Below are 23,825 nucleotides of genomic sequence, written 5' to 3'. Positions count from 1 at the left end.
AGGCAGGGAGCGCCTCACTCCCGCTTCGGCAGCCGGCCGCCGATCGAGCGGGTGATTTCGTCGGCGGCGCGGCGTACCATCGGGCCGTAATCGTCGAGCTTGCGCGGGGTCACGCGCACGGTCGGCCCCGACACCGAGACGCCCGCGATCGCTTCGGCGTGCTCGTTGAAGATCGGCGCGGCGACGCAGCGCATGCCGAGGGAGCGTTCCTCGTCGTCGAGCGCCCAGCCGTTCCGGCGCCCCCGCGCAAGCTCGCGCAGGAGCTCGGCGAGATCGGTGATCGTATGCTCGGTGAAGCGCTCGAGGCGCCGGAGCGCGCAGATCTGGCGCACGCGGTGCTCGGGGAGCTCGGCCAGCAGCGCCTTGCCGACGCCCGAGGCATGCATCGCACCGCGGCTGCCCGCCCGGAAGAAGGCGCGCAGCGTGTCGTGGCTCTCGACCTGCGAGATGAACACTACCTCGCTATTGTCCTCGATCCCGAGATTGACGGTCTCGCCGCTGGCCTCCATCAGCGCATGCATGGTGGCGCGTCCCATGCTCGCGACGCGGCGGTTGCGCAGGAAGGCCGATCCAGTCTTGAAGGCGCCGACACCGACCAGCCAGATGCCGCGCTCCATGTCGTGCTGGACGTAAGTGCGGCTCTCCAGCGTCAGCAGGATGCGGTGCGCCGTCGAGGCCGAGACGCCCGAGCGCCGGCCGAGCTCGCTGAGCGTCAGGCCGTCCTCTTCGGCCAGTATCTCGAGCAGCGTCAGCCCGCGATCGAGCGCCTGCACCGCTCCGCCGGCGATCGGCGGCTTCAGCGAGCGCGGCCGCCCGCGCCCCTTGCGTTGCTCGATCTGGCTCATGCGCATCTCCGTGACCACCGCCGGGAAAGGTAGCAGAACATGGATGGCCGGGCGCGGCCAATCCAAAGCGAAATAATTTTGCATAATCAACTTATCCGCTCCAATGAAATTATTGTAATATCTTGATTTTAAAAACGAAATTATTTTCCATTTGGATATGAAAAAATATTCTGAAATAAATTGACCGAGGCCCCTATCTGGAATTTGGTATGCCAGTACACGGTTTTCTCACGGGAGAACGGGCCATGCCGAAAATGAGAGCCGTCGAGGCCGCGATCAGGGTTCTGGAGCGGGAAGGCGTGACGCAGGCCTTCGGCGTGCCGGGTGCGGCGATCAACCCGCTCTATGCGGCGCTGAGGAGCCGGCAGAGCATCCACCATATCCTGGCGCGCCATGTCGAAGGCGCCTCGCATATGGCGGAGGGCTATACCCGCGCCAAGGCAGGCAATATCGGCGTCTGCATCGGCACCTCCGGTCCGGCTGGCACCGACATGATCACCGGGCTCTATTCGGCCATCGCCGATTCCATCCCGATCCTGTGCATCACCGGCCAGGCGCCGCGCGCCCGCCTCTACAAGGAGGATTTCCAGGCCGTCGACATCGAGGCCATCGCCAAGCCGGTGACCAAATGGGCGGTGACGGTGCGCGAGCCGGCGCTGGTGCCGCGCGTCTTCCAGCAGGCCTTCCACATCATGCGCTCGGGCCGTCCGGGCCCCGTGCTGATCGACCTGCCGGTCGACGTCCAGATGGCCGAGATCGAATTCGACGACGAGACCTACGAGCCGTTGCCGGTTTACAAGCCAGCCGCCTCGCGCCGCCAGATCGAGAAGGCGATGGCGATGCTGGACGCGGCCGAGCGGCCGCTGATCGTCGCCGGCGGCGGCATCATCAATGCCGATGCCGCGGAACTGCTGGTCGAGTTAGCCGAGCTCACTGGCGTCCCGGTGGTGCCGACGCTGATGGGTTGGGGTGCGATCCCCGACGACCATCCGCTGATGGTGGGCATGGTCGGGCTGCAGACCAGCCATCGCTACGGCAATGCGACGATGCTCGCTTCCGACTTCGTGCTCGGTATCGGCAATCGCTGGGCCAACCGGCATACCGGCTCGATCGAGACCTACACCAGGGGCCGCAAGTTCGTTCACGTCGATATCGAGCCGACCCAGATCGGCCGCGTTTTCGATCCGGATTTCGGCATCGTCTCCGATGCCAAGGCGGCGCTGGAGCTTTTTGTCGACGTGGCGCGCGAGCGGGAAGGGAAGGGGCTGCTGAAGAACCGGACAGGCTGGGCCCAGCAGTGCCGCGACCGGCGCGCGACCATGCTGCGCAAGAGCCATTTCGACAACGTGCCGCTGAAGCCGCAGCGGGTCTACGAGGAGATGAACGAGGCCTTCGGACGCGACGTCTGCTACGTCTCGACCATCGGCCTGTCGCAGATCGCCGGCGCCCAGTTCCTGCACGTCCACAATCCGCGCCACTGGATCAATTGCGGCCAGGCCGGGCCGCTCGGCTGGACCTTGCCGGCGGCACTCGGCGTGCGGGCCGCCGATCCGGAGCGTGAGATCGTGGCGCTCTCGGGCGATTACGACTTCCAGTTCCTGATCGAGGAGCTGGCGGTCGGGGCGCAGTTCAAGCTGCCCTACATCCACATCGTCGTGAACAACTCCTATCTCGGCCTGATCCGCCAGGCCCAGCGCGGCTTCGACATGGATTTCCAGGTCGGGCTCGCCTTCGAGAACATCAACGCGCCCGATCTCGACGGCTATGGCGTCGACCATGTCGCGGTCGCCGAAGGGCTCGGCTGCAAGGCGATCCGGGTGAAGAGCCCGAATGAGTTCAAGGCCGCCTTCGCCCAGGCCAAGGCCTGGCTCGCGGAATACCGCGTTCCGGTGGTGATGGAGTTCATCCTGGAGCGCGTCACCAACATCGCCATGGGCACCGAGATCGACAACGTGGTCGAGTTCGAGGAGGTGCTCGATCTGCCGCTGCCTGCGCCGGAAGCGGTACTGCAGCCGGCGCAGTGACTTCGCCCTCAGGCGCCGTCGCGCCTGACCATCGCCCTTACCGATTAGCCTTTCGCAACCACGGGACAAGGCCATGCCGCGCTTCGCCGCAAACCTGACCATGCTGTTCAACGAGCTGGAATTTCTCGACCGCTTCCGGGCCGCTGCCGAAGCGGGCTTCTCGGGCGTCGAATTCCTGTTCCCTTATGCCTTCGACAAGTACGTGCTTGCCGCCGCGCTGAAGCGCTGGAAGCTGACGCAGGTGCTGCATAACCTGCCGGCCGGAAACTGGGCCGCGGGCGAACGCGGCATCGCGATCCTGCCCGACCGGATCAGCGAGTTCCAGCGCGGCGTGTTCGACGCGATCGACTACGCCACCAAGCTGGGCTGCCGGCAGGTCAACTGCCTCGTTGGCATTGCGCCACAAGGCGTCGAGCATGCCAGGCTGCATGAGACGCTGGTCAACAATCTGCGCTTTGCCGCGCATGAGCTGGCGCAGGAGGGGATCGCGCTCCTGGTCGAGCCGATCAACACGCGCGACATGCCCGGCTTCTTCCTGAGCAGCACGGCGCAGGCGCTGAGCCTGCTCGACGACGTCGATTCAACCAACGTCTTCATCCAGTACGACGTCTATCACATGCAGGTCATGGAGGGGGATCTCGCCCGCACGATCGAGGCCAATCTCGACCGCATCGCCCATATCCAGATCGCCGACAATCCGGGCCGCAACGAGCCCGGCACGGGCGAGATCAACTTCCCGTTTCTGTACCGGCATCTCGACGCCATCGGCTACGCTGGCTGGGTCGGCTGCGAATACAAGCCCGCCCGCAGCACCCGCGACGGCCTGACCTGGTTGCCGGGGCATCCGCAGGCGGCGTGACGGGAGACGGTCGACGAGCCAGTCGAACGAAGGATACGAAAATCATGGCGAATATCGGCTTCATCGGCCTCGGCATCATGGGCCGCCCCATGGCGGAACACCTGATCGCGGGCGGCCATAGGCTGCACGTATCGAGCCATTACAAGGCGCCGGACGCCGAGCTGCAAGCCAAGGCGGTCACGGTCCACCCGACGCCGAAGGCGGTCGCGGAGGCGAGCGAGATCGTCATCCTGATGTTGCCGGACACGCCGCAGGTCGAGGATGTCCTGTTCGGCACCAACGGCATCGCGCTCGGCCTGAACAAGGGCAGCATCGTCGTCGACATGAGCTCGATCTCGCCGATGGCGACCAAGGAGTTCGCGAAGAGGATCGAGGCGGCCGGCTCGTCCTATCTCGATGCGCCGGTCTCTGGTGGCGAGGTCGGCGCCAAGGCGGCGACGCTCACCATCATGGTCGGCGGGCCGCAAGGCGCGTTCGACACGGTCAAGCCGCTCTTCGAGCTGATGGGCAAGAACATCACTTTGGTCGGCGGTAATGGCGACGGCCAGACCACCAAGGTCGCCAACCAGATCATCGTGGCGCTGACCATCGAGGCGGTCGGCGAGGCCTTGCTCTTCGCCTCCAAGGCGGGAGCGGACCCCGCCAAGGTGCGCCAGGCGCTGATGGGCGGCTTCGCCTCCTCGAAGATCCTCGAGATCCATGGCGAGCGCATGGTCAAGCGCAGCTTCAATCCGGGCTTCCGCATCGGGCTGCACCAGAAGGACCTCAACCTCGCCCTGTCGACGGCGCGCTCGCTCGGCGTCTGCCTGCCGAACACGGCGACGGCGCAGGAGCTGTTCAACGCCTGCGTCGCCCATGGCGGCAAGGACTGGGATCACTCGGCGATGGTGCGCGCGCTGGAGATCATGGCGAACCACCAGGTCGCGAGTTCATAAGAGCAAGAAAGGGACGGCCCATGAAGATCTGCATCTACGGCGCCGGCGCGATCGGCGGCTATATGGGCGTGATGCTCAAGCGCGGCGGGCTCGATGTCTCGCTGGTGGCCCGCGGCGCTCATCTGGAGGCGATCAAAGCCAGGGGCCTGACCCTCGTCACCAAGACCGAGACGATCACCGAGCGCATGCCGGCGAGCCGGGACCCGCGCGATCTTAGTCGCCAGGACGTGGTGATCATCGCGCTCAAGGCGCATCAGGCCTGGGAGGCGGCTGAGGATCTGGCGCCGTTGCTCGGGCCGGAGACAGCCGTCGTCACCGCCCAGAACGGTGTGCCCTGGTGGTATTTCCACGGGCTGGACGGTCCCTATGCCGATTTGCGCCTGCGCAGCGTCGATCCCGGCAACCGGCAGTGGAACGCGATCGGCCCGGAGCGCGTCATCGGCTGCACGGTCTACCCGGCGACCGAGGTCATCGAGCCCGGCGTCGTCAAGCACGTCTATGGCGACCAGTTCGGCCTTGGCGAGCCCAATCGCAGGGAAAGCGAGCGGCTGACGCGGTTCGCCGATGCGCTGACCGCCGGCGGCCTGAAGCCGAGGCTGTTCACCGATATCCGCGATGACATCTGGCTCAAGCTCTGGGGCAATCTCTGCTTCAACCCGATCTCGGCGCTGACCCACGCGACGCTCGACGTCGTCGCCACCGCACCTGGCACGCGGGCGCTCGCGCGCAGCATGATGCTGGAGGCCCAGGAGATCGGCGAAAGGCTTGGCGTCCACTTCCGCGTCAATGTCGAGCGCCGGATCAATGGCGCGGCCGGTGTCGGCGCCCATCGCACCTCGATGCTGCAGGATCTGGAGAAGGGTCGCCCGCTCGAGATCGACGCCCTGCTCGGCGCCGTGCAGGAGATGGGGCGGCTGACCGAGACGCGCACGCCCTATATCGATGCCGTGCTCGGACTCGTCCAGCAGATGGCCAGCGTGAAGGGGCTCTACCCGACCTTCCCGCCGGACGTGTTCGCCGAGGAGGGAAGGGCGGCCGAACTCGCCCAGGAGTCGCCGCTCCAGCGGGCGGCCTCGTGACGGAGGAGATGGTGCCATGTTGAACGCGACAATCGAGCCGATGGTGCGGATGGAGACTAGCCGGGCGAGTGCGGGTTGGGTGCGCTTTGCGCTTGCGGGCCGCGAACGCTTCGGCACGCTGATTGGGGAGACGATCGCGATCCACAGCGGTGACATGTTCGCCGGCGCGCGACCGACGGGCGAGAGGGTGCCGCTCGCCGAGGTCACGCTGCTGGCGCCGAGCACGCCGTCCAAGATCATCGCGCTCTGGAACAATTTCCACGCGCTCGCCGGCAAGCTGGCGATGCCGGTGCCGGCGGAGCCGCTCTATCTGATGAAGGCGCCGTCCAGTGCCGCGCCGCCCGGCTTCACGGTGGTTCGCCCGCCATCCTATGGCGGCAAGGTGGTCTATGAGGGCGAGCTCGGCATCGTCGTCGGCCGCAATTGCAGCCGCGTGAGTCCTGAGGCCGCCGGCGAGTTCATCTTCGGCTATACCTGCGTCAACGACATCACGGCGCTCGACCTGATCGCGGCCGACCCGACCTTCGCGCAATGGGTGCGCGCCAAGAGCTTCGATGGCTTCGGGCCGTTCGGGCCGGTGGTGGCCACCGGGCTCGACCCGCGCGGCCTGACGGTTCGGACGCTGCTGAACGGCCAAGAGCGCCAGAACTATCCGATCGCGGACATGATCTTCCAGCCGCATGAGCTGGTCAGCCGCCTCTCCCACGACATGACGCTGCTGCCGGGGGACCTGATCTGCTGCGGCACCTCGCTGGGCGTCGGCACGATCAAGGAACCGGTCAGTAAGATCGAGGTGACGATCGAGGGCATCGGCACGTTGGCGAACACCTTCGTGCAGGGCGGCTGATCAGGGAATCCAGGCTGCGAATCCATGAACCGGGAAACGGCTGAGATGCACACGCGATCGGACGTTTAGTCCTCGCGACCTTCCCAATCACTGCGCAGCAACGTCGTGACATGTTCGATCGTTTGCCGTCCGTCAGCCATGCAAAGACCAGGAACCTCTCCGATGCGCCGAAACCCCAGTTTGCGCTGCATCGCCCAGGAATTTTCATTGCCGTCGAAGTAACCGTTGACCAACTTCGTCAACCTGATCTCGCGAAAAGCGAACCGGATCTTCGCTTCAAACGCCTCGCGCCCATAGCCGTGCCCCTTATAGCGGTCGGCTATCCAAATTCCTCCACCGCCTGTCCCGGCGTTCCAGTCGATCTTGTTGAGACTGACTCCTCCGATGACTCGTCCTTCAGCTCCGAGTTCAACCGCAAATTCGTAAGCAGCAGGCTTGGTGCTCGTGTCGGAAATCTCCTGACATCTCCTGACCCAATCTTTGGCGTGCGACGTCGAATAGGGGTGGGGGACGAAAGCGAGCCATTTTGCGAGCTTGAGATCGTTCAAGCCCAGCGTGAGTTGTTCGATGTCTTCCTCACGCCAAGGTCGAAGAACAAGGCGCGAAGTTTCGATTCTGACGTCCACGATCCTGCGGGCTCCCTTGTTCCGCGCTCATAGGTCGACGATTTAGTCGAAGATGTCGGCGTGCCGGTCGACATAGGCCGCGAGACCGAGCGTGTGGTCGCGCGACAATTGCTCGGCCAGCGTGATATCGCGCCGCTCCAGGGCCTCGATGATCTGCAAGTGGTCGACGATGGAGCGGCTGGCGCGATCATGGCGCCCGATCGTCATCTGGCGGATGCCGCGCACATGCAGCAGCAGGTTGTCGGTCATTTCGACGAGAAGCTGCGATTTGCTCAGCCCGATCAGCGTCTGATGGAAGACGAGATTGGCCGACGAGTATTCGCCGACATGATCGGACGGCTTGTGGGCCTCGTCGAAATCCTTGAACAGCGTGCGCAGTTTGCCGATCTCGGCATCGGTGGCGCGCTGGACGACGAGGCGTGCGGCCATGCTTTCCAGCGCCGCCCAGGCCTGGATCATCTCGACGATCTCGTTCTTGGTCTTCTTCAGCACCATGATGCCGCGGCGCGGCAGCGACTTCACCAGCCCCTCCTGCTCGAGCATCGCGACGGCTTCGCGCACGGGCGTGCGGCTGACGCCGAGCTGCTCGGAAAGCTGGCGCTCGTCGATCCAGGTCGGCTCCGGCGAGCCATAGATGTCCATGGTGATGATCGCCTGCTTCAGCGAGGCATAGACCTTGGTCTTGAAGGTCTCCTCGGGCGTAAAGCGTTCGAGGACGAGCTTCTGCGTCGCACCGGCGGGCGTGGTTGTTTTCAAGGTCGCTGCTCCTGCATCCTTGCAGCGCATAGCGCCCGGCTCACGTTACGTCCATGCAGGAGGTGGCACATGGCCCATGAGGTCGCCGGAAAAGCGGCCCCGTGACCAGGTTGTCGCGAGGCCGTCAGGTGAGCAAGGCGGCTTCGCCGATCGTCGCGAGAGTCAGAAGGACCACTCGATCTCGGCGCAGCGCTTCTGGATGCCGACTTCGCCGTTGAGCAGTTCCATCAGCGTCTTTCCGAGGCGAGCCGGGGACGGCGAGACCCGGATGCCGGCTGCTTCCATCGCCGCGATCTTATCCTCGGCGCCGCCCTTGCCGCCCGAGATGATCGCGCCGGCATGGCCCATGCGCCGGCCCGGAGGTGCGGTGCGGCCGGCGATGAAGCCGACCATCGGCTTGCAGCGGCCGCGTTTAGCTTCGTCCCGGATGAACTGCGCCGCGTCTTCCTCGGCCGAGCCGCCGATCTCGCCGATCATCACGATCGACTCGGTTGCGGGGTCGGCGAGGAACAGCTCCAGCATGTCGACGAACTCGGTGCCCTTGACCGGGTCGCCACCGATGCCGACGGCCGTCGTTTGGCCCAGCCCCTCGCAACTGGTCTGGAACACCGCCTCATAGGTCAGCGTTCCGGAACGCGAGACGATGCCGACCGAGCCCCGTTTGAAGATGTTGGCCGGCATGATGCCGATCTTGGATTGGCCGGCAGTCACCACGCCCGGGCAGTTCGGCCCGATCAGCCGTGACTTCGAGCCGGAGAGCGCACGCTTGACCCTGACCATGTCGAGCACCGGGATGCCCTCGGTGATGCAGATGATCAGCGGGACCTCGGCGTCGATCGCCTCGCAGATCGCGTCGGCGGCGCCAGCCGGCGGAACGTAGACGACGGACGCCGTGGCGCCGGTCTTGTCCTTCGCCTCGGCGACCGTGTTGAAGACGGGCAGGCCGAGATGGCTCTGGCCGCCCTTGCCGGGGGCGACGCCGCCGACCATGCGGGTGCCGTAGGCGATCGCCTGCTCGGAATGAAAGGTGCCGTTCTTGCCGGTGAAGCCCTGGCAGATGACCTTGGTGGTCTTGTCGATCAGGATGGACATGCTCGCTCCCCCTCAGTTCTTGCGCACGGCGGCAACGATCTTCTGGGCGGCGTCGTCGAGATCGTCAGCCGGAATGACGTTGAGGCCGGAGGAGCGGATGATCGCCTTGCCCTCCTCGACATTGGTGCCTTCGAGCCGGACGACGAGCGGCACTTCGAGCCCGACGGTCTTCACCGCCGCGATCACGCCGCGGGCGATGACGTCGCATTTCATGATGCCGCCGAAGATGTTGACCAGGATGCCCTTCACCTGCGGGTCGGCGGTGATGATCTTGAAGGCTGCGGTGACCTTCTCCTCGGAGGCGCCGCCGCCGACATCGAGGAAGTTGGCCGGGCTTTCGCCGTAGAGCTGGATGATGTCGAGCGTCGCCATGGCGAGGCCGGCGCCGTTGACCATGCAGCCGATCGTGCCGTCGAGCGCGATATAGGCGAGATCGTGCTTCGAGGCCTCGATCTCCTTGCTGTCCTCCTCGCTCTCGTCGCGCAGCCTGTAGACGTCCGGATGTCGGTAGAGCGCGTTGTCGTCGAAGGAGATCTTGGCGTCGAGACAGCGCAACCTGCCGTCCTTGGTGACGATCAGCGGGTTGATCTCGAGCATCGCCATGTCCTTGGCGATGAAGGCGGCATAGAGCTTCGCCGTCAGATCCTCGGCCTGCTTGGCGAGATCCCCGGCGAGATGCAGCGCTTCGGCGACGGTGCGGCCATGCAGCGGCATGATCCCGGTCGCCGGATCGACCGAGAAGGTCTTGATCTTCTCGGGTGTATCATGGGCGACAGCCTCGATATCCATGCCGCCTTCTGTCGAGACGACGAAGGATATCCGCGACGTCTCGCGGTCGACGAGCATGGACAGGTAGAATTCACGGTCGATCAGCGAGCCGTCCTCGATATAGAGGCGGTTGACCTGCTTGCCGGCCGGGCCGGTCTGGACGGTGACCAGGGTGCGGCCGAGCATCTGCTGGACGAAAGCCTTCGCCTCATCCACCGATTTTGCCAGGCGCACGCCGCCCTTCTCGCCGGCCTCGGGCTCCTTGAAGGTGCCCTTGCCGCGGCCGCCGGCATGGATCTGCGATTTGACCACCCAGACCGGGCCGCGCAGCTGCTTCGCCGCGGCTTCGGCATCCTCTGCCGTCAATACGGGGACCCCGTCCGGGACGGGTATCCCGAATTCCCTGAGCAGCCCCTTCGCCTGATATTCATGGATGTTCATCGCGATCTCTCTCGGATTTCGGGGAGAGCGACCGGGCCTTTCCGCGGCGCCGGCCATTCGGAACAGATGCCTTGAATGCTGAGCAGGATGCTAAGGTCGGGTGTCCTGCCCGAGCATTCGCGGGGAAGCTGGGTCAACCGCATCGGCTGGAGAGCAAGGCTCCTCCCTTCCCCCTTGTGGGGAAGGGTTGGGGATGGGGGTGGTGCCGCTTGGCGATCGCTCACCCGGTCGTTCGACCCCCACCCCAACCCCTCCCCACAAGGGGGAGGGGCTTCCCGCGCCTATGTTGCAGCCGCGCCGCAGCGTCCACTCGGAGGCGCTATCAGCCCTTGATCAGACCTGCGGCGCGCGCCCATTTGTACTTGGCGCCGAGCACCTCGACGGGCGTCTCCGTGGTGTACGGATAGGCCACGATGCCGTGGTCGTAGAGCTTCTCGCAGGCCTTCTCGACCTCGACGTCGCCGACCAGCGACGCGACGATCGGCTTGTCGATGCCCTTGGCGCGGGCCTCGGTGACGACCTCGATCATCTTGTCGGCGAAGACCAGCGGCGGGGTCACGATCGTGTGCCAGTAGCCGAGGATGAGCGCGTGGATCCGCTCGTCGTTGAGGCCGAGGCGGACCGTGTTCTGGTAGGTCAGCGGCGGCTCGCCGCCGGTGATGTCGACCGGATTGCCGGCTGCGCCGAAGGGCGGGATGAACTTGCGGAAGGCCGCGTCGAGATCATCCGGCATCTTCATCAGCGTCAGGCCGTTGTCGAAGCAGGCGTCCGAGAGCAACACGCCGGAGCCGCCGGCACCGGTGATGATCAGGACATTCTCGCCCTTCGGCGCCGGCAGGACCTGCACGCCGCGGGCGTATTCCAGCATGCCGCGCAGCGACGGCGCGCGGATGACGCCCGAGGCCTTGAGGATGTCGTCATAGATCTTGTCGTTGCCGGCGAGCGCGCCGGTATGCGAGGCGGCCGCCTTGGCGCCGTAGGCCGTGCGCCCGGCCTTCAGCACGATCACCGGCTTCTTCTTCGAGACACGTTCGGCGACCTCGGAGAAGGCGCGGCCGTCCTTCAGGTCCTCGCAGTGCATCGCGATCACCGAGGTGTTCGGATCCTGCTCGAAGAAGGTCAGCAGATCGTCCTCGTCGAGGTCCGACTTGTTGCCGAGGCCGACGATCGCCGAGACGCCCATCTTGGTCGAGCGGGCAAAGCCGATGATCGACATGCCGACGCCGCCGGACTGCGAGGACAGAGCCGCCTTGCCCTTGACGTCGAAGGCCGTGCAGAAGGTCGCGCAGAGGTTCTCCGGCGTATAGTAGAAGCCGTAGATGTTCGGCCCCATGATCCGGACATTGTACTTGCGGGCGGTCGCCAGCAGCTCTTCCTGCAGTTCGGGCTCGCCCGACTCGGCAAAGCCCGAGGGGATCATCACCGTGCCGGGCACGCCCTTGCGGCCGACCTCGTCCATGGCGCCGTTGCAGAGCTTGGCCGGCACGGCGAAGACCGCGACATCGACCTCGCCGTCATAGTCGAGGATCGACTTGTAGGCCTTGATGCCCTCGATCGTGTCGGCCTTCGGATGCACGGGCACGATCGTGCCCTTGTAGCCGCCATTGATCAGGTTCCTCATCACCGAATTGCCGATCTTGCCGGCCTCGTTCGAGGCGCCGATCACCGCCACGGCCTTGGGATGGAAGATGCGGTTCATCGCCTTGACGATGCTGTCCTGATCCGGGCGGAAGCGCTCATTGCGCGCCTCGAAATTGCAGACGATGCGGGCATCGACCGCGGTCGCGCCGGATTTCGTCGCGAAGACGGGGTTGAGGTCGAGCTCCTCGATCTCCGGGAAATCGTCGAGCAGCGCCGAGACCTGGACGAGGATCGAGGCGAGCGCGCTGCGGTCGACGGCTTCGCTGCCGCGCACGCCGTCGAGCATCTCCTGGGCCTTGATCGAGCCGATCATCTCGAGTGCCTGCGTCTCGTTGACCGGCGCGAGGCGGAAGGTCAGGTCCTTCAGCACCTCGACGAGGATGCCGCCGAGACCGAATGCCACGAGCTTGCCGAAGGAGGGATCGGTGATCGCGCCGACCAGCGTCTCGGTCGCGCCCGTAGGCAGCATCTGCTGGACCTGGATGCCCTCGATCTTGGCATCGGCCTTGTATTTGCGGGCGTTGGCCAGGATCGTGTCATGAGCGGCGCGGGCCTCGGCGTCGCTCTTGACGCCGACGATCACGCCCCCGGCATCGGTCTTGTGCAGGATGTCGGCGGACACGATCTTCATGACGACGGGATAGCCCATGCCGCCGGCGAGCCTGGCGGCCTCGTCGGCCGATTTGGCGAGGCCTTCCTTGGGCAGCGGAATGTCGTAGGCGTCGCAGACCAGCTTGGCCTCCGGGGCCGTCAGGCTGGTGCGGCCATCGGCCTTGACGCCATCCAGGACCTTGCGGACCGTCGCCTGATCGACGGCTGTTTCGCGCGGCTTAGTCTTGAGGGCTGCCTGGGTCATGATGCACTTCCTCCCATGGAATTTTCTTTTGCTGAGCCATCGTCGGACTGTCCGCGTGCTTCGGCGCGTCGGCCCGATCGGGTTCTTGTTGGTATTTGGCATGCCAATCCACGTCTCTGTCAAGAGGGGAATGACGGCGCGAATCCGCGGAGCTGAGGACGCACATGCGGCTCACTGAAAGGCGGCTGTTACAATCTGGCATTATGCATGCCAGAGGTTGGCACCTTGGAATCTTTCGGATAACGTCGCGTTTCGCCGCAAGTGCCGAATAACGGCACGGGGCAGACGGGATCCGGTTCCGGTGAGGGAGGACATTTCGGCCGATGAGTGGGCAGCACGACCAGCGCAACCACAATGTCCACGCCTTCGAGCATCCGGGCCTTGGCCGGAAGCGCGCCAGATCGACACCAAAGGGGCGGCAGGTCGAACCGCGTGCGCTGCAGGAAATCGCAGAGCTGCTCGGCGAGCGCCCGCGCCGGCGCGACCTCCTGATCGAGCATCTTCATCTGATCCAGGATCGCTACCACCAGATCTCGGCAGCCCATCTGGCGGCGCTGGCCGAAGAGATGCGGCTATCCTTCGCGGAAGTTTTCGAGACCGCGACCTTCTACGCTCATTTCGATATCGTGAAGGAAGGCGAGCCCGCGCTCCCGCCGCTGACCGTGCGCGTCTGCGACAGCCTCACCTGCGCGATGCATGGCTCGGAAGCGCTGCTCGAAAGCCTGACCAATGCTGCCGGGCCGTCGGTCCGGGTCGTCCGGGCGCCTTGCGTCGGCCTGTGCGACCAGGCGCCCGTGGCGGAAGTCGGCCATCATTTCATCCATGCCGCGACCACGCAAAGCGTCCTCGCCGCGGTCGAGGCGGGCGACACACACCCGCATATGACCGATTACGTCGACTACGACGCCTATCGCGCCGGTGGTGGCTATGCGCTGCTCGACAGCCTGCGCTCCGGCGAGCGCAGCGTCGGTTCGATCCTGTCGATCCTCGACGATTCCGGGCTGCGTGGGCTCGGCGGTGCGGGGTTCCCGACGGGCCGCAAATGGCGCGCCGTGCTCGGCGAGCCGGGTCCGCGCCTGATGGCGGTCAACGGCGACGAGGGCGAGCCCGGCACGTTCAAGGACCGGCACTATCTCAACACCGATCCGCACCGCTTCCTCGAAGGCACGCTGATCGGCGCCCATGTGGTGGAGGCGGACGAGGTCTACATCTATATCCGCGACGAATACCCGGTGGCGCGCGCGATCCTGGAACGCGAGATCGCCAGGCTGCCGGCTGGCGGGCCGGCGATTCATCTACGCCGCGGGGCAGGGGCCTATATCTGCGGCGAGGAGTCCTCGCTGCTCGAAAGCCTCGAGGGCAAGCGCGGCCTGCCGCGCCACAAGCCGCCCTATCCGTTCCAGGTCGGCCTCTTCGGCCAGCCGACCCTCATCAACAATGTCGAGACGCTCTACTGGGTCCGCGACATCGTCGAGAAGGGTAACGACTGGTGGAACTCGCATGGCCGGAATGGCCGCACCGGCCTGCGCAGCTATTCGGTCTCCGGCCGGGTCAAGGAGCCCGGTGTCAAGCTGGCGCCGGCCGGTGTGACGATCCGCGAGCTGATTGAGGAGTTCTGCGGCGGCATGCAGGACGGTCACCGCTTCCACGCCTATCTGCCGGGCGGCGCCTCGGGCGGCATCCTGCCGGCTGCGATGGACGACATCCCGCTCGATTTCGGCACGCTGGAGAAGCATGGCTGCTTCATCGGCTCGGCCGCCGTCGTGGTGCTCTCCGACCGTGACGACATCCGCGGTGCGGCGCTGAACCTGATGCGCTTCTTCGAGGATGAGAGCTGCGGCCAGTGCACGCCCTGCCGGGTCGGCACGCAGAAGGCCGTGATGCTGATGCAGCGGCCGATCTGGAACCAGGAACTGCTTGGCGAGCTCTCGCAGGCGATGCGCGACGCCTCGATCTGTGGCCTCGGCCAGGCGGCGTCGAACCCATTGACCTGCGTGATGCGTTACTTCCCGGAGGAATTCATGACCAGGGATGCTGCGGAATGACCCAGGGCATCAGCTTCGAACTGAATGGCGAGCGCGTCGAAGCCGCCTATGGCGAGACGATCTGGCAGGTGGCGCAGCGTCTCGGCACCGCGATTCCGCATCTGTGCTACTCGCCGGAACCCGACTACCGGGCCGATGGCAATTGCCGCGTTTGCATGGTCGAGATCGAGGGCGAGCGCGTGCTCGCCGCCTCCTGCATGCGCAAGCCGACCGTCGGCATGAAGGTCCATACCGGGACCGAGCGGGCCGAGAAGGCCCGCAAGATGGTGATGGAGCTGCTCGTGGCCGACCAGCCGGCGCGCGAGACTTCCCACGATCCGACCTCGAAATTCTGGAACTGGGCGGACAGGACCGGCGTCACCGAAAGCCGTTTCCCGGCGGTCGAGCGCTGGAGCTCGGATGTCAGCCATACCGCGATGAGCGTCAATCTCGACGCCTGCATCCAGTGCGGCCTGTGCGTGCGCGCCTGCCGCGAGGTCCAGGTCAACGACGTGATCGGCATGGCCTATCGCAGCGCCGGCACCAAGATCGTCTTCGACTTCGACGACCCGATGGGCCAGTCGACCTGCGTTGCCTGCGGTGAGTGCGTGCAGGCCTGCCCGACCGGGGCGCTGATGCCCTCGGCCTATCTCGACGAGAACCAGACCCGCACCGTCTGGGCCGATCGGAAGGTCGATTCGCTCTGTCCCTATTGCGGTGTCGGCTGTCAGGTCACCTACAACGTCAAGGACGAGGCGATCGTCTATGCGGAAGGGCGCGACGGGCCGGCCAACCGCAACCGGCTCTGCGTCAAGGGCCGCTTCGGCTTCGACTACATCCATCACCCGCACCGGCTGACCAAGCCGCTGGTGCGGCTGCCGAACATGCCGAAGGATGCCCGCGACCAGGTCGACCCGGCCAATCCCTGGACGCATTTCCGCGAAGCCTCCTGGGAGGAGGCGCTCGATCTCGCGGCAAACGGGCTCAACCGGGTCCGCGACGAGAAGGGGTGCAAGGCGCTCGCCGGCTTCGGCTCGGCCAAGGGCTCGAACGAGGAGGCCTATCTCTTCCAGAAGCTGGTGCGCACCGGCTTCGGTTCGAACAATGTCGACCATTGCACCAGGCTCTGCCACGCCTCTTCGGTGGCGGCGCTGATGGAGGGCGTCAATTCCGGCGCCGTCACCGCGCCGTTCTCGGCCGCGCTCGACGCCGAAGTGATCATCGTCATCGGCGCCAACCCGACCGTGAACCATCCGGTCGCGGCGACCTTCCTCAAGAACGCCGCCAAGAAGGGCGCCCAGCTCGTCATCATGGACCCGCGGCGGCAGTCCCTGTCGCGCCACGCCTGGAAGCACCTCGCCTTCAAGCCCGGCAGCGACGTCGCCATGCTGAACGCGCTGCTGCACACCATCATCACCGAGGGGCTGACCGACGAGCAGTACATCGCCGGCTACACTGAGGGCTACGAGCGGCTGAAGGAGAGCATCCAGGCCTTCCCGCCGGAAAAGATGGCGGCGGTCTGCGGCGTCCCGGCCGAGGAGTTGAAGGAGGTTGCGCGCGCCTATGCCCGCTCACGCGCCTCGATCATCTTCTGGGGCATGGGCATCAGCCAGCATATCCACGGCACCGACAATGCCCGCTGCCTGATCGCGCTTGCGATGGTCACCGGCCAGATCGGCCGGTCCGGCACTGGCCTCCACCCGTTGCGCGGCCAGAACAACGTTCAGGGCGCCTCCGATGCCGGCCTGATCCCGATGGTCTATCCGGATTACCAGTCGGTCGAGAAGGCGGAAGTCCGCAAGATCTTCGAGGATCTCTGGGGCCAGTCGCTCGATCCGCAGAAGGGCCTCACCGTCGTCGAGATCATGAACGCGATCCATGCCGGCGAGATCATCGGCATGTATATCGAGGGCGAGAACCCGGCGATGTCGGACCCCGACCTCAACCATGCCCGCGGTGCGCTGGCCAAGCTCGAGCATCTCGTCGTGCAGGACCTGTTCCTGACCGAGACCGCGTTCCATGCCGATGTGGTGCTGCCGGCCTCCGCCTTCGCCGAGAAGGTCGGCACCTTCACCAATACCGACAGGCGCGTCCAGATGGCGCGCCAGGTCGTGCGCCCGCCGGGCGATGCCAGACAGGACTGGTGGATCATCCAGGAGGTCGCCCGGCGGATGGGTTGCGACTGGCGCTATGGCGGCCCGGCCGATGTCTTCGCCGAGATGGCGAAGGTCATGCCGTCTTTCCGCAACATCACCTGGGAGCGGCTGGAGCGGGAAGGGGCGGTGACCTATCCGGTCGACGGGCCGGACCAGCCCGGCAACGAGATCATCTTCGCGCAGGGCTTCCCGACCGAGAGCGGCCGCGCCAAAATCGTGCCGGCCAATATCGTGCCGCCGGACGAGCTGCCGGACGAGGAGTACCCGATGGTGCTGTCGACCGGGCGCGTGCTGGAGCATTGGCATACCGGCTCGATGACGCGGCGCGCCGGCGTCCTCGACGATCTCGAGCCGGAAGCCGTGGCGCTGATGTCTCCGCGCGATCTGGGGCGCCTCGGCATCGCGCCCGGGGGCTTCGTCAGGCTGGAGACCCGCCGCGGCGCGATCGCCGTCAAGGTGCGCTCCGACCGCGACGTGCCGCAGAACATGGTGTTCCTGCCGTTCTGCTATGCCGAGGCCGCGGCCAATCTCCTGACCAATCCGGCGCTCGACCCGTTCGGCAAGATCCCGGAGTTCAAGTTCTGCGCCGTCAGGGCACGGCCAGCCGAGGAAGCGCTGATCACCGCGGCGGAGTGACGTCCGGCGAGCGGCGCATTACGCGAGATGTCATAGGGCAGGGCGGTTCGCAGAGTACCACCGCCGGCATGGCGGATGCGCGCTCTGGTCTGAAATCAACACTATCCGGGTACGGACCACCGGGCTGACTGGCCGGCCCGACGGGCCGAAGCATCTCGCCCACCTGAGACAAAAAGATGAGGCGGGCCGGGCGTTGCAGCGCCCGGCCCGCCTCATGCGGCTACGAGGATCAGTAGAGGATCAGTAACCGAGGGCGGCTTCCAGCGGCCCCTTGGGCAGCGGCACCAGGAACCAGACCTCGAACATCATGAAATTGACGATCGCGATGCCGAGCGAGACGGCCAGGGCCTTCCACACTGGAAACTTGCCGAAGAATACCATGAAGGTCCCGATATAGATCGCGGCTGAGACGTAGATGCCGATGTAGTTCGTCGCCAGCACGAAGAGGACGGCGGGAACGAAGATCGCCGCCATGCGCTTGATGCCAGGAAGGGTCGTCGCAATCCTCTCGCCCTCCGGCGTGCGCGGCAGCGCCTGAGCCAGATTGACGACGGAGGCAATGCCCATCGCCATGACGATGTAGAACGGGAACAGGCCGGGTTGCGGCCCCTCGTTAGGCTTCCAGGCGATGCCGAGGCGCAGGCTGTCGGTCATCACGATCGCCGCGACGATCAGGAAGAAGATCGCGACCGCGATGTCCAACGTGCGGTAGCTGACGAGTGGACGGCCTTCGGCTTCTTCGTTGCTGCTCATTGTCTTGCTCCTGGCTGGGGCCTGCTGCCGGCGCGCCAGCTCCGCGATGGTTGGCTGATCGGAGCGCGATCGCTTGCGCCGCGCTCCGGTGCTGTCAGACTCACTGCGTCGCGAGGAAGCCGGCCTTCTTCATCAGGTCGGAATGCAGCGTCTCGGCATTCACCAGCCACTTCTCGTAGTCGGCGCCGGTCATCACGGTCTGGTTGAAGGCGCCCTTCTCCATGAACTCCTTCCAGTCCGGCGTCGCCATCACCTTCTTGAGCAGGTCGACATAGAAGGCGACCTGCTCGGGCTTGGCGTTCTTGGTGGTGAAGATGCCGCGCAGCATCTGGTATTCGACCGGCAGGCCCGATTCCTTGCAGGTCGGGATGTCACTCCAGGCTTCCTTGTCGGTGACCTTGGTGGTGTAGGTCGAGCGCTGCGCATCGAAGATGCAGAGCGGCCTGAGCTGCCCGGCCCGCCATTGCCCGACGGCCTCGATCGGGTTGTTCACGGTCGAGTCGACATGGTTGCCGACGAGCTGCACCGCCACCTGTCCGCCGCCCGCATAGGGCACGTAAGTGAACTTCTTGCCGTCGGTCAGCTGCTCGACCGCCGCCGTGACGATCTGGTCTTCCTGTTTCGAGCCGGTGCCGCCCATCTTGAACTGGCGGTCCGTGCCGGCCTTGACCGCGTCGACATAGTCCTTCGCGGTCTTGTAGGGCTTCTCGCTGTTCACCCACAGGACGAACTGGTCGAGCGCCAGCATCGCGACCGGCTTCATGTCCTTCCAGTTGAAGGGCGAGCCGGTGCCGAGCGGCGTTGTGAACAGGTTCGACAGCGTGATTGTGATCTTATGCGGGTCGCTGGCGCTGGCCTTCATCTCCAGGAAGCCTTCGGCGCCTGCACCGCCGGCCTTGTTGATCACGATGAGCGGCTGCTTCATCAGGCTGTGCTTCTGGACGACGCCCTGGATGAAGCGCGCCATCTGGTCGGCGCCGCCGCCGGTGCCCGCCGGGATGACCAGCGTCACGGGCTTGGTCGGTTCCCAGCTCTGCGCCCAGGCGGGTGATGTCAGGCAGGCGCTTGCCGCCAGCGCTGCCGCCATTGTCCTAGCCTTCGACACTTCCCTTCGGGTCATCACGCTTCCTCCCATTATAGGCGGCTTTGTTGCCGCGTTGGTAAAGTCATGAAGGCGAATATGTTGCGGGAAACAGACCGGGCGGCGTCAGGCCGCCCGGGCGACGGCGCCATTGCCCGAGAGCTTGACGCGCAGCGCCTGAAGCGCCGGCCAGAACGCCATCACCAGGCCGAGTGTCATGATGCCGCCGCACAGCCAGTTCGACCAGAACACGCCGACATTGCCCTGCGAGACCAGCATGGCCTGACGGAAGGAGCTTTCCGCCTGGTCGCCGAGCACCAGGGCCAGCACGAGCGGCGGCAGCGGATAACGCAGCTTGTTGAACAGGTAGCCGAGGACACCGAAGGCCAGCATCAGCCAGACGTCGAACATCGCGTTGTTCACGGTAAAGGCGCCGATCGCGCAGACGAAGACGATCGCCGGCGCGATGATCGAGAAGGGCACGCGCAGGATCGCGGCGAAGAAGGGCACGCAGGTCAGCACCATGATCAGGCCGACGACGTTGCCGAGATACATCGAGGCGATCAGGCCCCAGACGAAGTCCGGCTGTTCGACGAAGAGCAGCGGTCCGGGCTGCAGGCCCCAGATCAGCAGACCGCCGAGCAGCACTGCCGCGGTCGGCGAGCCGGGAATGCCGAGGGTCAGCATCGGCAACAGCGCGGCCGTGCCGGCGGCGTGGGCGGCGGTCTCCGGCGCCACCACGCCTTCGAGCTCGCCCTTGCCGAAATTGTCGCCGCGCTTCGAGAGGCGCTTGGCGATGCCATAGCCCATGAAGGAGGCCGGCGTCGCGCCGCCCGGCGTGATGCCCATCCAGCAGCCGACGATGCAGCTGCGCAGGAAGGTCAGCCACATCCCGGGCAGCTGCTTCCAGGTGCGGATGACCGCATCCATGCGCAGCTTGGCGGTGGCGCCGTTGAACTTGAGCCCGTCTTCCATCGAGCAAAGGATTTCGCCGATGCCGAAGAGGCCGATGACTGCGACGAGGAACTTGAAGCCGTTCAGCAGCTCATCCTGTCCGAATGTCATCCGGAGCGTGCCTGTCACACCGTCCAGGCCGACGGAGGCCAGCGCGAAGCCGAGGCACATCGAGGCGACTGTCTTGAACGCCGAGCCCCGGCCCATGCCGATGAAGCTGGCGAAGGTGAGGAACTGCACCGCGAAGAACTCGGCGGGACCGAATTTCAAGGCGAATTTCGCGACCACCGGCGCAAGGAAGGTGATCAGGCATACGGCGAAGATGGCGCCGACGAAGGAGGCCGTGAAGGCGCCGACAAGCGCTTCGTCGGCCTTGCCGTTCTGCGCCATCGGATGCCCGTCGAAGGTCGTCGCCACTGACCAGGGCTCGCCGGGAATGTTGAAGAGGATCGAGGTGATCGCGCCGCCGAACAGCGCGCCCCAATAGATGCTGGTCAACAGGATGATCGCCGAGGTCGGCGGCATGCTGAAGGTCAGAGGCAGAAGAATAGCGACACCGTTCGCGCCACCAAGCCCCGGCAGGACGCCGATGACGACACCGAGCGTGATGCCGATCACCATGAGCATGATGTGGTAGGCGCTGAGGGCAACGGCGAATCCGCCGAACAGGGCGTTCAGTTCATCCATAGCGCTTCGTCCCCATAGACTGGCCTTGTTCAGGGACCGCGCAAATGACCAACGCAGAACCGACTGGCCTTGTTTGAGTTAGCCTAGGATGAAACTGCGTGGCATGCAATATGCCATATTTGGATGCGCTGCAGCATAATAATTGCTGGATTATGGCCGTTGCGCGGCTATTTCTTTCATTATATGGTATGCCAGAAACCACCGCTTGCGGAACGCATGATGCGCGCCGGTGGCGTCTGGCTAAGGCAACACGGAAATCGACTTCGCAATGGTCAAGGCACAGCTTGAAATTCAGCCCATCGAGGAGGTGCAGAGCCTCAAGAGTCGCACTTACGAGGCGCTGAAGGCCGCGATCGGAACGATGAAGATCTATGACGCGGGCGCCGAGCTGCGGCTCGACGAGCGCGCGCTTTCGCTTCAGTTCGGCGTCAGCCGGACGCCGTTGCGCGAGGCGCTCGCCCAGCTCGAGCAGGAAGGCCTGGTCCGGATTGCGCCGCGCCGCGGCATCTTCATCGTGCGCAAGACCAAGGCCGAGGTTCTCGAGATGATCACGGTCTGGGCCGCGCTCGAAAGCATGGCCGCCCGGCTCGCCACCGAAGTCGCCTCCGATGCCGATATCGCCGGGCTGCACACCCTCGTCGACACCTTCGACAGCGACGCGATCGAAGAGCATATGGGCGAGTATTCCGACGCCAATATCCGCTTCCACGCGGCGATCATCGCGCTCTCTGGCTGCAAGCTCATCGCCGAGATCACCACCGGCCTGTTCACCCACGTGCGCGCCATCCGCCAGCGCACGATCTTCGAGCGGGACCGGGCCCGCCGCTCCATCGTCGATCACAAGGAGATCATCGAGGCGCTGGAAACGCGCAACGGCGAACGCGCCGAGCGGCTCGTCCGCGAGCATACGCTCAAGCTGAGACAGCATGTCGAGCAGTTCGTCCAGCTCGACTGAGCCGGACCAAAGAAAACAAGAATATATCCAAGAAAAATCAATCGACTAGGGAGAAAGCGGGATGTCCGCAGTCGTACAAAGCATCTCTTCTGTCGCGCCCGAAGCAGAGCGCGAGCTGACCGACGGCTTCAACCTCATCATCGATGCGTTGAAGCTCAACGGCCTCGACACGATCTACGGCGTGCCGGGCATCCCGATCACCGACTTCGGCCGGATGGCGCAGGCGGCGGGCATCCGCGTGCTCTCGTTCCGCCACGAGCAGAACGCCGGCTACGCCGCCTCGATCGCCGGCTTCCTCACCAAGAAGCCCGGTGTCTGCCTCACCGTTTCGGCGCCCGGCTTCCTCAACGGACTGACTGCGCTAGCGCACGCGACCACGAACTGCTTCCCGATGATCCTGATCTCGGGCTCGTCGGAGCGCGAGATCGTCGATCTGCAGCAGGGCGACTACGAGGAGATGGACCAGCTCGCCGTCGCCAAGCCGCTCTGCAAGGCTGCGTTCCGCATCCTGCACGCCCAGGACATCGGCATCGGCCTGGCGCGCGCGATCCGCGCCGCGGTCTCCGGCCGGCCGGGCGGCGTCTACCTCGATCTGCCGGCCAAGCTGTTCGGCCAGGTGATGGACGCTGAGGCTGGGGCGAAGTCGCTGGTCAAGGTGATCGATGCCGCGCCGGCGCAGCTTCCGGCGCCGGACTCGATCCAGCGCGCGCTCGACGTGCTGAAGGGCGCCAAGCGCCCGCTGATCATTCTCGGCAAGGGCGCAGCCTACGCTCAGGCCGACGACGCGATCCGCCAGTTCGTCGAAAAGAGCGGCGTGCCCTTCCTGCCGATGAGCATGGCCAAGGGGCTGCTGCCCGACCTACATCCGCAATGCGCCGGCGCGGCGCGCTCGACGGTGTTGAAGGATTCCGACGTCGTCATGCTGATCGGCGCGCGCCTCAACTGGCTGCTCTCGCACGGCAAGGGCAAGAGCTGGGGCGACGCACCAAAGCAGTTCATCCAGATCGACATCGAGCCGAAGGAGATGGACTCCAACGTCGAGATCGTCGCGCCCGTGGTCGGCGACATCGGCTCCTGCGTCTCCGCGCTGCTCGCCGGCATGGGCGGCACATGGCCAGCACCGCCAACGGACTGGACGGCATCGGTCGCCAAGAAGCGCGACGAGAACGTCGCCAAGATGGCGCCGCGCCTGATGAACAACAACGTGCCGATGGACTATCACGGCGCGCTCGGCGTGCTGCGCACGATCATCAAGGAGCGGCCGGATGCCATCCTGATCAATGAAGGCGCCAACACGCTCGATCTCGCGCGCGGCGTCATCGACATGCATCAGCCGCGCAAGCGCCTCGACGTCGGCACCTGGGGCGTGATGGGCATCGGCATGGGCTACGCCATCGCCGCCGCCGTCGAGACCGGCAAGCCGGTGCTCGCCGTCGAAGGCGATTCGGCCTTTGGCTTCTCCGGAATGGAGGTCGAGACGATCTGCCGGTACAACCTGCCGATCTGCATCGTCATCTTCAACAACAACGGCATCTATCGCGGTACCGACGTCAATGACGCCGGCGCCGATCCCGCCACGACCGTGTTCGTCAAGGACGCGCGCTACGACCGCATGATGGAGGCGTTCGGCGGCGTCGGCGTCAACGCGACGTCGCCCGACGAGCTGAAGCGCGCCGTCAACGCGGCGATGGACAGCGGCAAACCCACTTTGATCAACGCAGTGATCGATCCGACCGCCGGCAGCGAAAGCGGCCGCATCGGCAATCTGAATCCGCAAAGCGCACTCAAGAAGAAGTAAGGGAGGAGACAA

At 65.3% G+C, this 23,825-nt stretch carries 18 protein-coding genes; 9 read left to right on the top strand and 9 right to left on the bottom strand.

The features are described from left to right. Window positions 1-14 precede the first annotated feature (14 nt). On the bottom strand, window positions 15-845 hold the full coding sequence (gene bhcR, locus ACSQ24_RS17185) for an HTH-type transcriptional regulator BhcR (protein WP_436095849.1): 831 nt from the start codon (window positions 843-845) through the stop codon (window positions 15-17). 245 nt (window positions 846-1,090) lie between these two features. Here bhcR and gcl point away from each other — a divergent pair, with 245 nt between their 5' ends. The 5 genes from gcl to ACSQ24_RS17160 all read left to right on the top strand — a co-directional run bounded on the left by gcl (window position 1,091) and on the right by ACSQ24_RS17160 (window position 6,589). Further along, window positions 1,091-2,869: a glyoxylate carboligase gene (gene gcl / locus ACSQ24_RS17180; protein WP_436095848.1), complete on the top strand. Its 1,779-nt coding sequence runs from the start codon at window positions 1,091-1,093 to the stop codon at window positions 2,867-2,869. A gap of 73 nt (window positions 2,870-2,942) precedes the next feature. Continuing rightward, the gene (gene hyi, locus ACSQ24_RS17175; RefSeq protein WP_436095847.1) at window positions 2,943-3,728 is read left to right on the top strand and encodes a hydroxypyruvate isomerase; all 786 of its coding nucleotides are present in this window, start codon (window positions 2,943-2,945) and stop codon (window positions 3,726-3,728) included. A 44-nt stretch (window positions 3,729-3,772) separates the two neighbouring features. Further along, window positions 3,773-4,663 (top strand): 2-hydroxy-3-oxopropionate reductase, encoded by an 891-nt coding sequence (locus ACSQ24_RS17170; RefSeq protein WP_436095846.1) that lies wholly within the window; start codon window positions 3,773-3,775, stop codon window positions 4,661-4,663. A 20-nt stretch (window positions 4,664-4,683) separates the two neighbouring features. Then, on the top strand, window positions 4,684-5,742 hold the full coding sequence (locus tag ACSQ24_RS17165) for a 2-dehydropantoate 2-reductase (RefSeq protein WP_436095845.1): 1,059 nt from the start codon (window positions 4,684-4,686) through the stop codon (window positions 5,740-5,742). Between the two features lie 16 nt (window positions 5,743-5,758). Continuing rightward, window positions 5,759-6,589 carry a fumarylacetoacetate hydrolase family protein gene (locus tag ACSQ24_RS17160; RefSeq protein WP_436095844.1) on the top strand — a complete coding sequence of 277 codons (831 nt, stop codon included), beginning with the start codon at window positions 5,759-5,761 and terminating at the stop codon, window positions 6,587-6,589. A gap of 65 nt (window positions 6,590-6,654) precedes the next feature. Here the strand turns inward: ACSQ24_RS17160 and ACSQ24_RS17155 are convergent, their stop codons facing one another. From ACSQ24_RS17155 to ACSQ24_RS17135, 5 genes are all read right to left on the bottom strand, one after another. Continuing rightward, window positions 6,655-7,215, bottom strand: a complete 561-nt coding sequence (locus ACSQ24_RS17155) for a GNAT family N-acetyltransferase (RefSeq protein WP_436095843.1) — start codon at window positions 7,213-7,215, stop codon at window positions 6,655-6,657. Window positions 7,216-7,257: 42 nt separating this feature from the next. Next, window positions 7,258-8,001 (bottom strand): GntR family transcriptional regulator, encoded by a 744-nt coding sequence (locus tag ACSQ24_RS17150; RefSeq protein WP_436095842.1) that lies wholly within the window; start codon window positions 7,999-8,001, stop codon window positions 7,258-7,260. Between the two features lie 132 nt (window positions 8,002-8,133). Further along, window positions 8,134-9,063, bottom strand: coding sequence for a succinate--CoA ligase subunit alpha (gene sucD / locus ACSQ24_RS17145; protein WP_436095841.1), 930 nt, complete (start codon window positions 9,061-9,063; stop codon window positions 8,134-8,136). Between the two features lie 12 nt (window positions 9,064-9,075). Then, on the bottom strand, window positions 9,076-10,272 hold the full coding sequence (gene sucC / locus ACSQ24_RS17140; RefSeq protein WP_436095840.1) for an ADP-forming succinate--CoA ligase subunit beta: 1,197 nt from the start codon (window positions 10,270-10,272) through the stop codon (window positions 9,076-9,078). A gap of 322 nt (window positions 10,273-10,594) precedes the next feature. Further along, the gene (locus ACSQ24_RS17135) at window positions 10,595-12,769 is read right to left on the bottom strand and encodes an acetate--CoA ligase family protein (protein ID WP_436095839.1); all 2,175 of its coding nucleotides are present in this window, start codon (window positions 12,767-12,769) and stop codon (window positions 10,595-10,597) included. A 323-nt stretch (window positions 12,770-13,092) separates the two neighbouring features. On the opposite strand from ACSQ24_RS17135, the gene ACSQ24_RS17130 reads away from it, so the two are divergent. Next, entirely contained in the window at window positions 13,093-14,814 is a 1,722-nt protein-coding gene (locus tag ACSQ24_RS17130) for an NAD(P)H-dependent oxidoreductase subunit E (protein WP_436095838.1), read from the top strand. Then, window positions 14,811-17,585: a formate dehydrogenase subunit alpha gene (fdhF, locus tag ACSQ24_RS17125; protein ID WP_436095837.1), complete on the top strand. Its 2,775-nt coding sequence runs from the start codon at window positions 14,811-14,813 to the stop codon at window positions 17,583-17,585. The genes ACSQ24_RS17130 and fdhF overlap by 4 nt, the downstream gene beginning before the upstream one ends. A gap of 240 nt (window positions 17,586-17,825) precedes the next feature. Here the strand turns inward: fdhF and ACSQ24_RS17120 are convergent, their stop codons facing one another. The 3 genes from ACSQ24_RS17120 to ACSQ24_RS17110 all read right to left on the bottom strand — a co-directional run bounded on the left by ACSQ24_RS17120 (window position 17,826) and on the right by ACSQ24_RS17110 (window position 21,060). Continuing rightward, entirely contained in the window at window positions 17,826-18,338 is a 513-nt protein-coding gene (locus tag ACSQ24_RS17120; protein ID WP_436095836.1) for a tripartite tricarboxylate transporter TctB family protein, read from the bottom strand. A 100-nt stretch (window positions 18,339-18,438) separates the two neighbouring features. Continuing rightward, complete coding sequence (locus tag ACSQ24_RS17115) at window positions 18,439-19,425, bottom strand: Bug family tripartite tricarboxylate transporter substrate binding protein (RefSeq protein ID WP_436095835.1); 987 nt, start codon at window positions 19,423-19,425, stop codon at window positions 18,439-18,441. A 120-nt stretch (window positions 19,426-19,545) separates the two neighbouring features. Continuing rightward, on the bottom strand, window positions 19,546-21,060 hold the full coding sequence (locus tag ACSQ24_RS17110; protein ID WP_436095834.1) for a tripartite tricarboxylate transporter permease: 1,515 nt from the start codon (window positions 21,058-21,060) through the stop codon (window positions 19,546-19,548). Between the two features lie 268 nt (window positions 21,061-21,328). Between ACSQ24_RS17110 and ACSQ24_RS17105 the strand changes: the two genes are divergently transcribed. Both ACSQ24_RS17105 and oxc read left to right on the top strand, forming a co-directional pair. Next, entirely contained in the window at window positions 21,329-22,015 is a 687-nt protein-coding gene (locus ACSQ24_RS17105; RefSeq protein ID WP_436095833.1) for a GntR family transcriptional regulator, read from the top strand. Window positions 22,016-22,076: 61 nt separating this feature from the next. Beyond that, entirely contained in the window at window positions 22,077-23,813 is a 1,737-nt protein-coding gene (oxc, locus tag ACSQ24_RS17100) for an oxalyl-CoA decarboxylase (protein ID WP_436095832.1), read from the top strand. Window positions 23,814-23,825 lie beyond the last annotated feature (12 nt).

The sequence above is a fragment of the Allobosea sp. LjRoot237 genome (genome assembly GCF_964253285.1).
In the GTDB taxonomy this organism is placed as follows: domain Bacteria; phylum Pseudomonadota; class Alphaproteobacteria; order Rhizobiales; family Beijerinckiaceae; genus Allobosea.
The sequence above is the reverse complement of the archived record's forward strand: the minus strand, read 5'-3'. Positions and strand labels throughout refer to the sequence as shown.

Excerpts from the sequence above, each read along its gene's own strand:
- bhcR (WP_436095849.1), bottom strand. The coding sequence starts at position 845 with ATGAGCCAGATCGAGCAACGCAAGGGGCGCGGGCGGCCGCGCTCGCTG.
- gcl (WP_436095848.1), top strand. The coding sequence starts at position 1,091 with ATGCCGAAAATGAGAGCCGTCGAGGCCGCGATCAGGGTTCTGGAGCGG.
- hyi (WP_436095847.1), top strand. The coding sequence starts at position 2,943 with ATGCCGCGCTTCGCCGCAAACCTGACCATGCTGTTCAACGAGCTGGAA.
- ACSQ24_RS17170 (WP_436095846.1), top strand. The coding sequence starts at position 3,773 with ATGGCGAATATCGGCTTCATCGGCCTCGGCATCATGGGCCGCCCCATG.
- ACSQ24_RS17165 (WP_436095845.1), top strand. The coding sequence starts at position 4,684 with ATGAAGATCTGCATCTACGGCGCCGGCGCGATCGGCGGCTATATGGGC.
- ACSQ24_RS17160 (WP_436095844.1), top strand. The coding sequence starts at position 5,759 with ATGTTGAACGCGACAATCGAGCCGATGGTGCGGATGGAGACTAGCCGG.
- ACSQ24_RS17150 (WP_436095842.1), bottom strand. The coding sequence starts at position 8,001 with ATGCGCTGCAAGGATGCAGGAGCAGCGACCTTGAAAACAACCACGCCC.
- sucD (WP_436095841.1), bottom strand. The coding sequence starts at position 9,063 with ATGTCCATCCTGATCGACAAGACCACCAAGGTCATCTGCCAGGGCTTC.
- sucC (WP_436095840.1), bottom strand. The coding sequence starts at position 10,272 with ATGAACATCCATGAATATCAGGCGAAGGGGCTGCTCAGGGAATTCGGG.
- ACSQ24_RS17135 (WP_436095839.1), bottom strand. The coding sequence starts at position 12,769 with ATGACCCAGGCAGCCCTCAAGACTAAGCCGCGCGAAACAGCCGTCGAT.
- ACSQ24_RS17130 (WP_436095838.1), top strand. The coding sequence starts at position 13,093 with ATGAGTGGGCAGCACGACCAGCGCAACCACAATGTCCACGCCTTCGAG.
- fdhF (WP_436095837.1), top strand. The coding sequence starts at position 14,811 with ATGACCCAGGGCATCAGCTTCGAACTGAATGGCGAGCGCGTCGAAGCC.
- ACSQ24_RS17120 (WP_436095836.1), bottom strand. The coding sequence starts at position 18,338 with ATGAGCAGCAACGAAGAAGCCGAAGGCCGTCCACTCGTCAGCTACCGC.
- ACSQ24_RS17115 (WP_436095835.1), bottom strand. The coding sequence starts at position 19,425 with ATGGCGGCAGCGCTGGCGGCAAGCGCCTGCCTGACATCACCCGCCTGG.
- ACSQ24_RS17110 (WP_436095834.1), bottom strand. The coding sequence starts at position 21,060 with ATGGATGAACTGAACGCCCTGTTCGGCGGATTCGCCGTTGCCCTCAGC.
- ACSQ24_RS17105 (WP_436095833.1), top strand. The coding sequence starts at position 21,329 with ATGGTCAAGGCACAGCTTGAAATTCAGCCCATCGAGGAGGTGCAGAGC.
- oxc (WP_436095832.1), top strand. The coding sequence starts at position 22,077 with ATGTCCGCAGTCGTACAAAGCATCTCTTCTGTCGCGCCCGAAGCAGAG.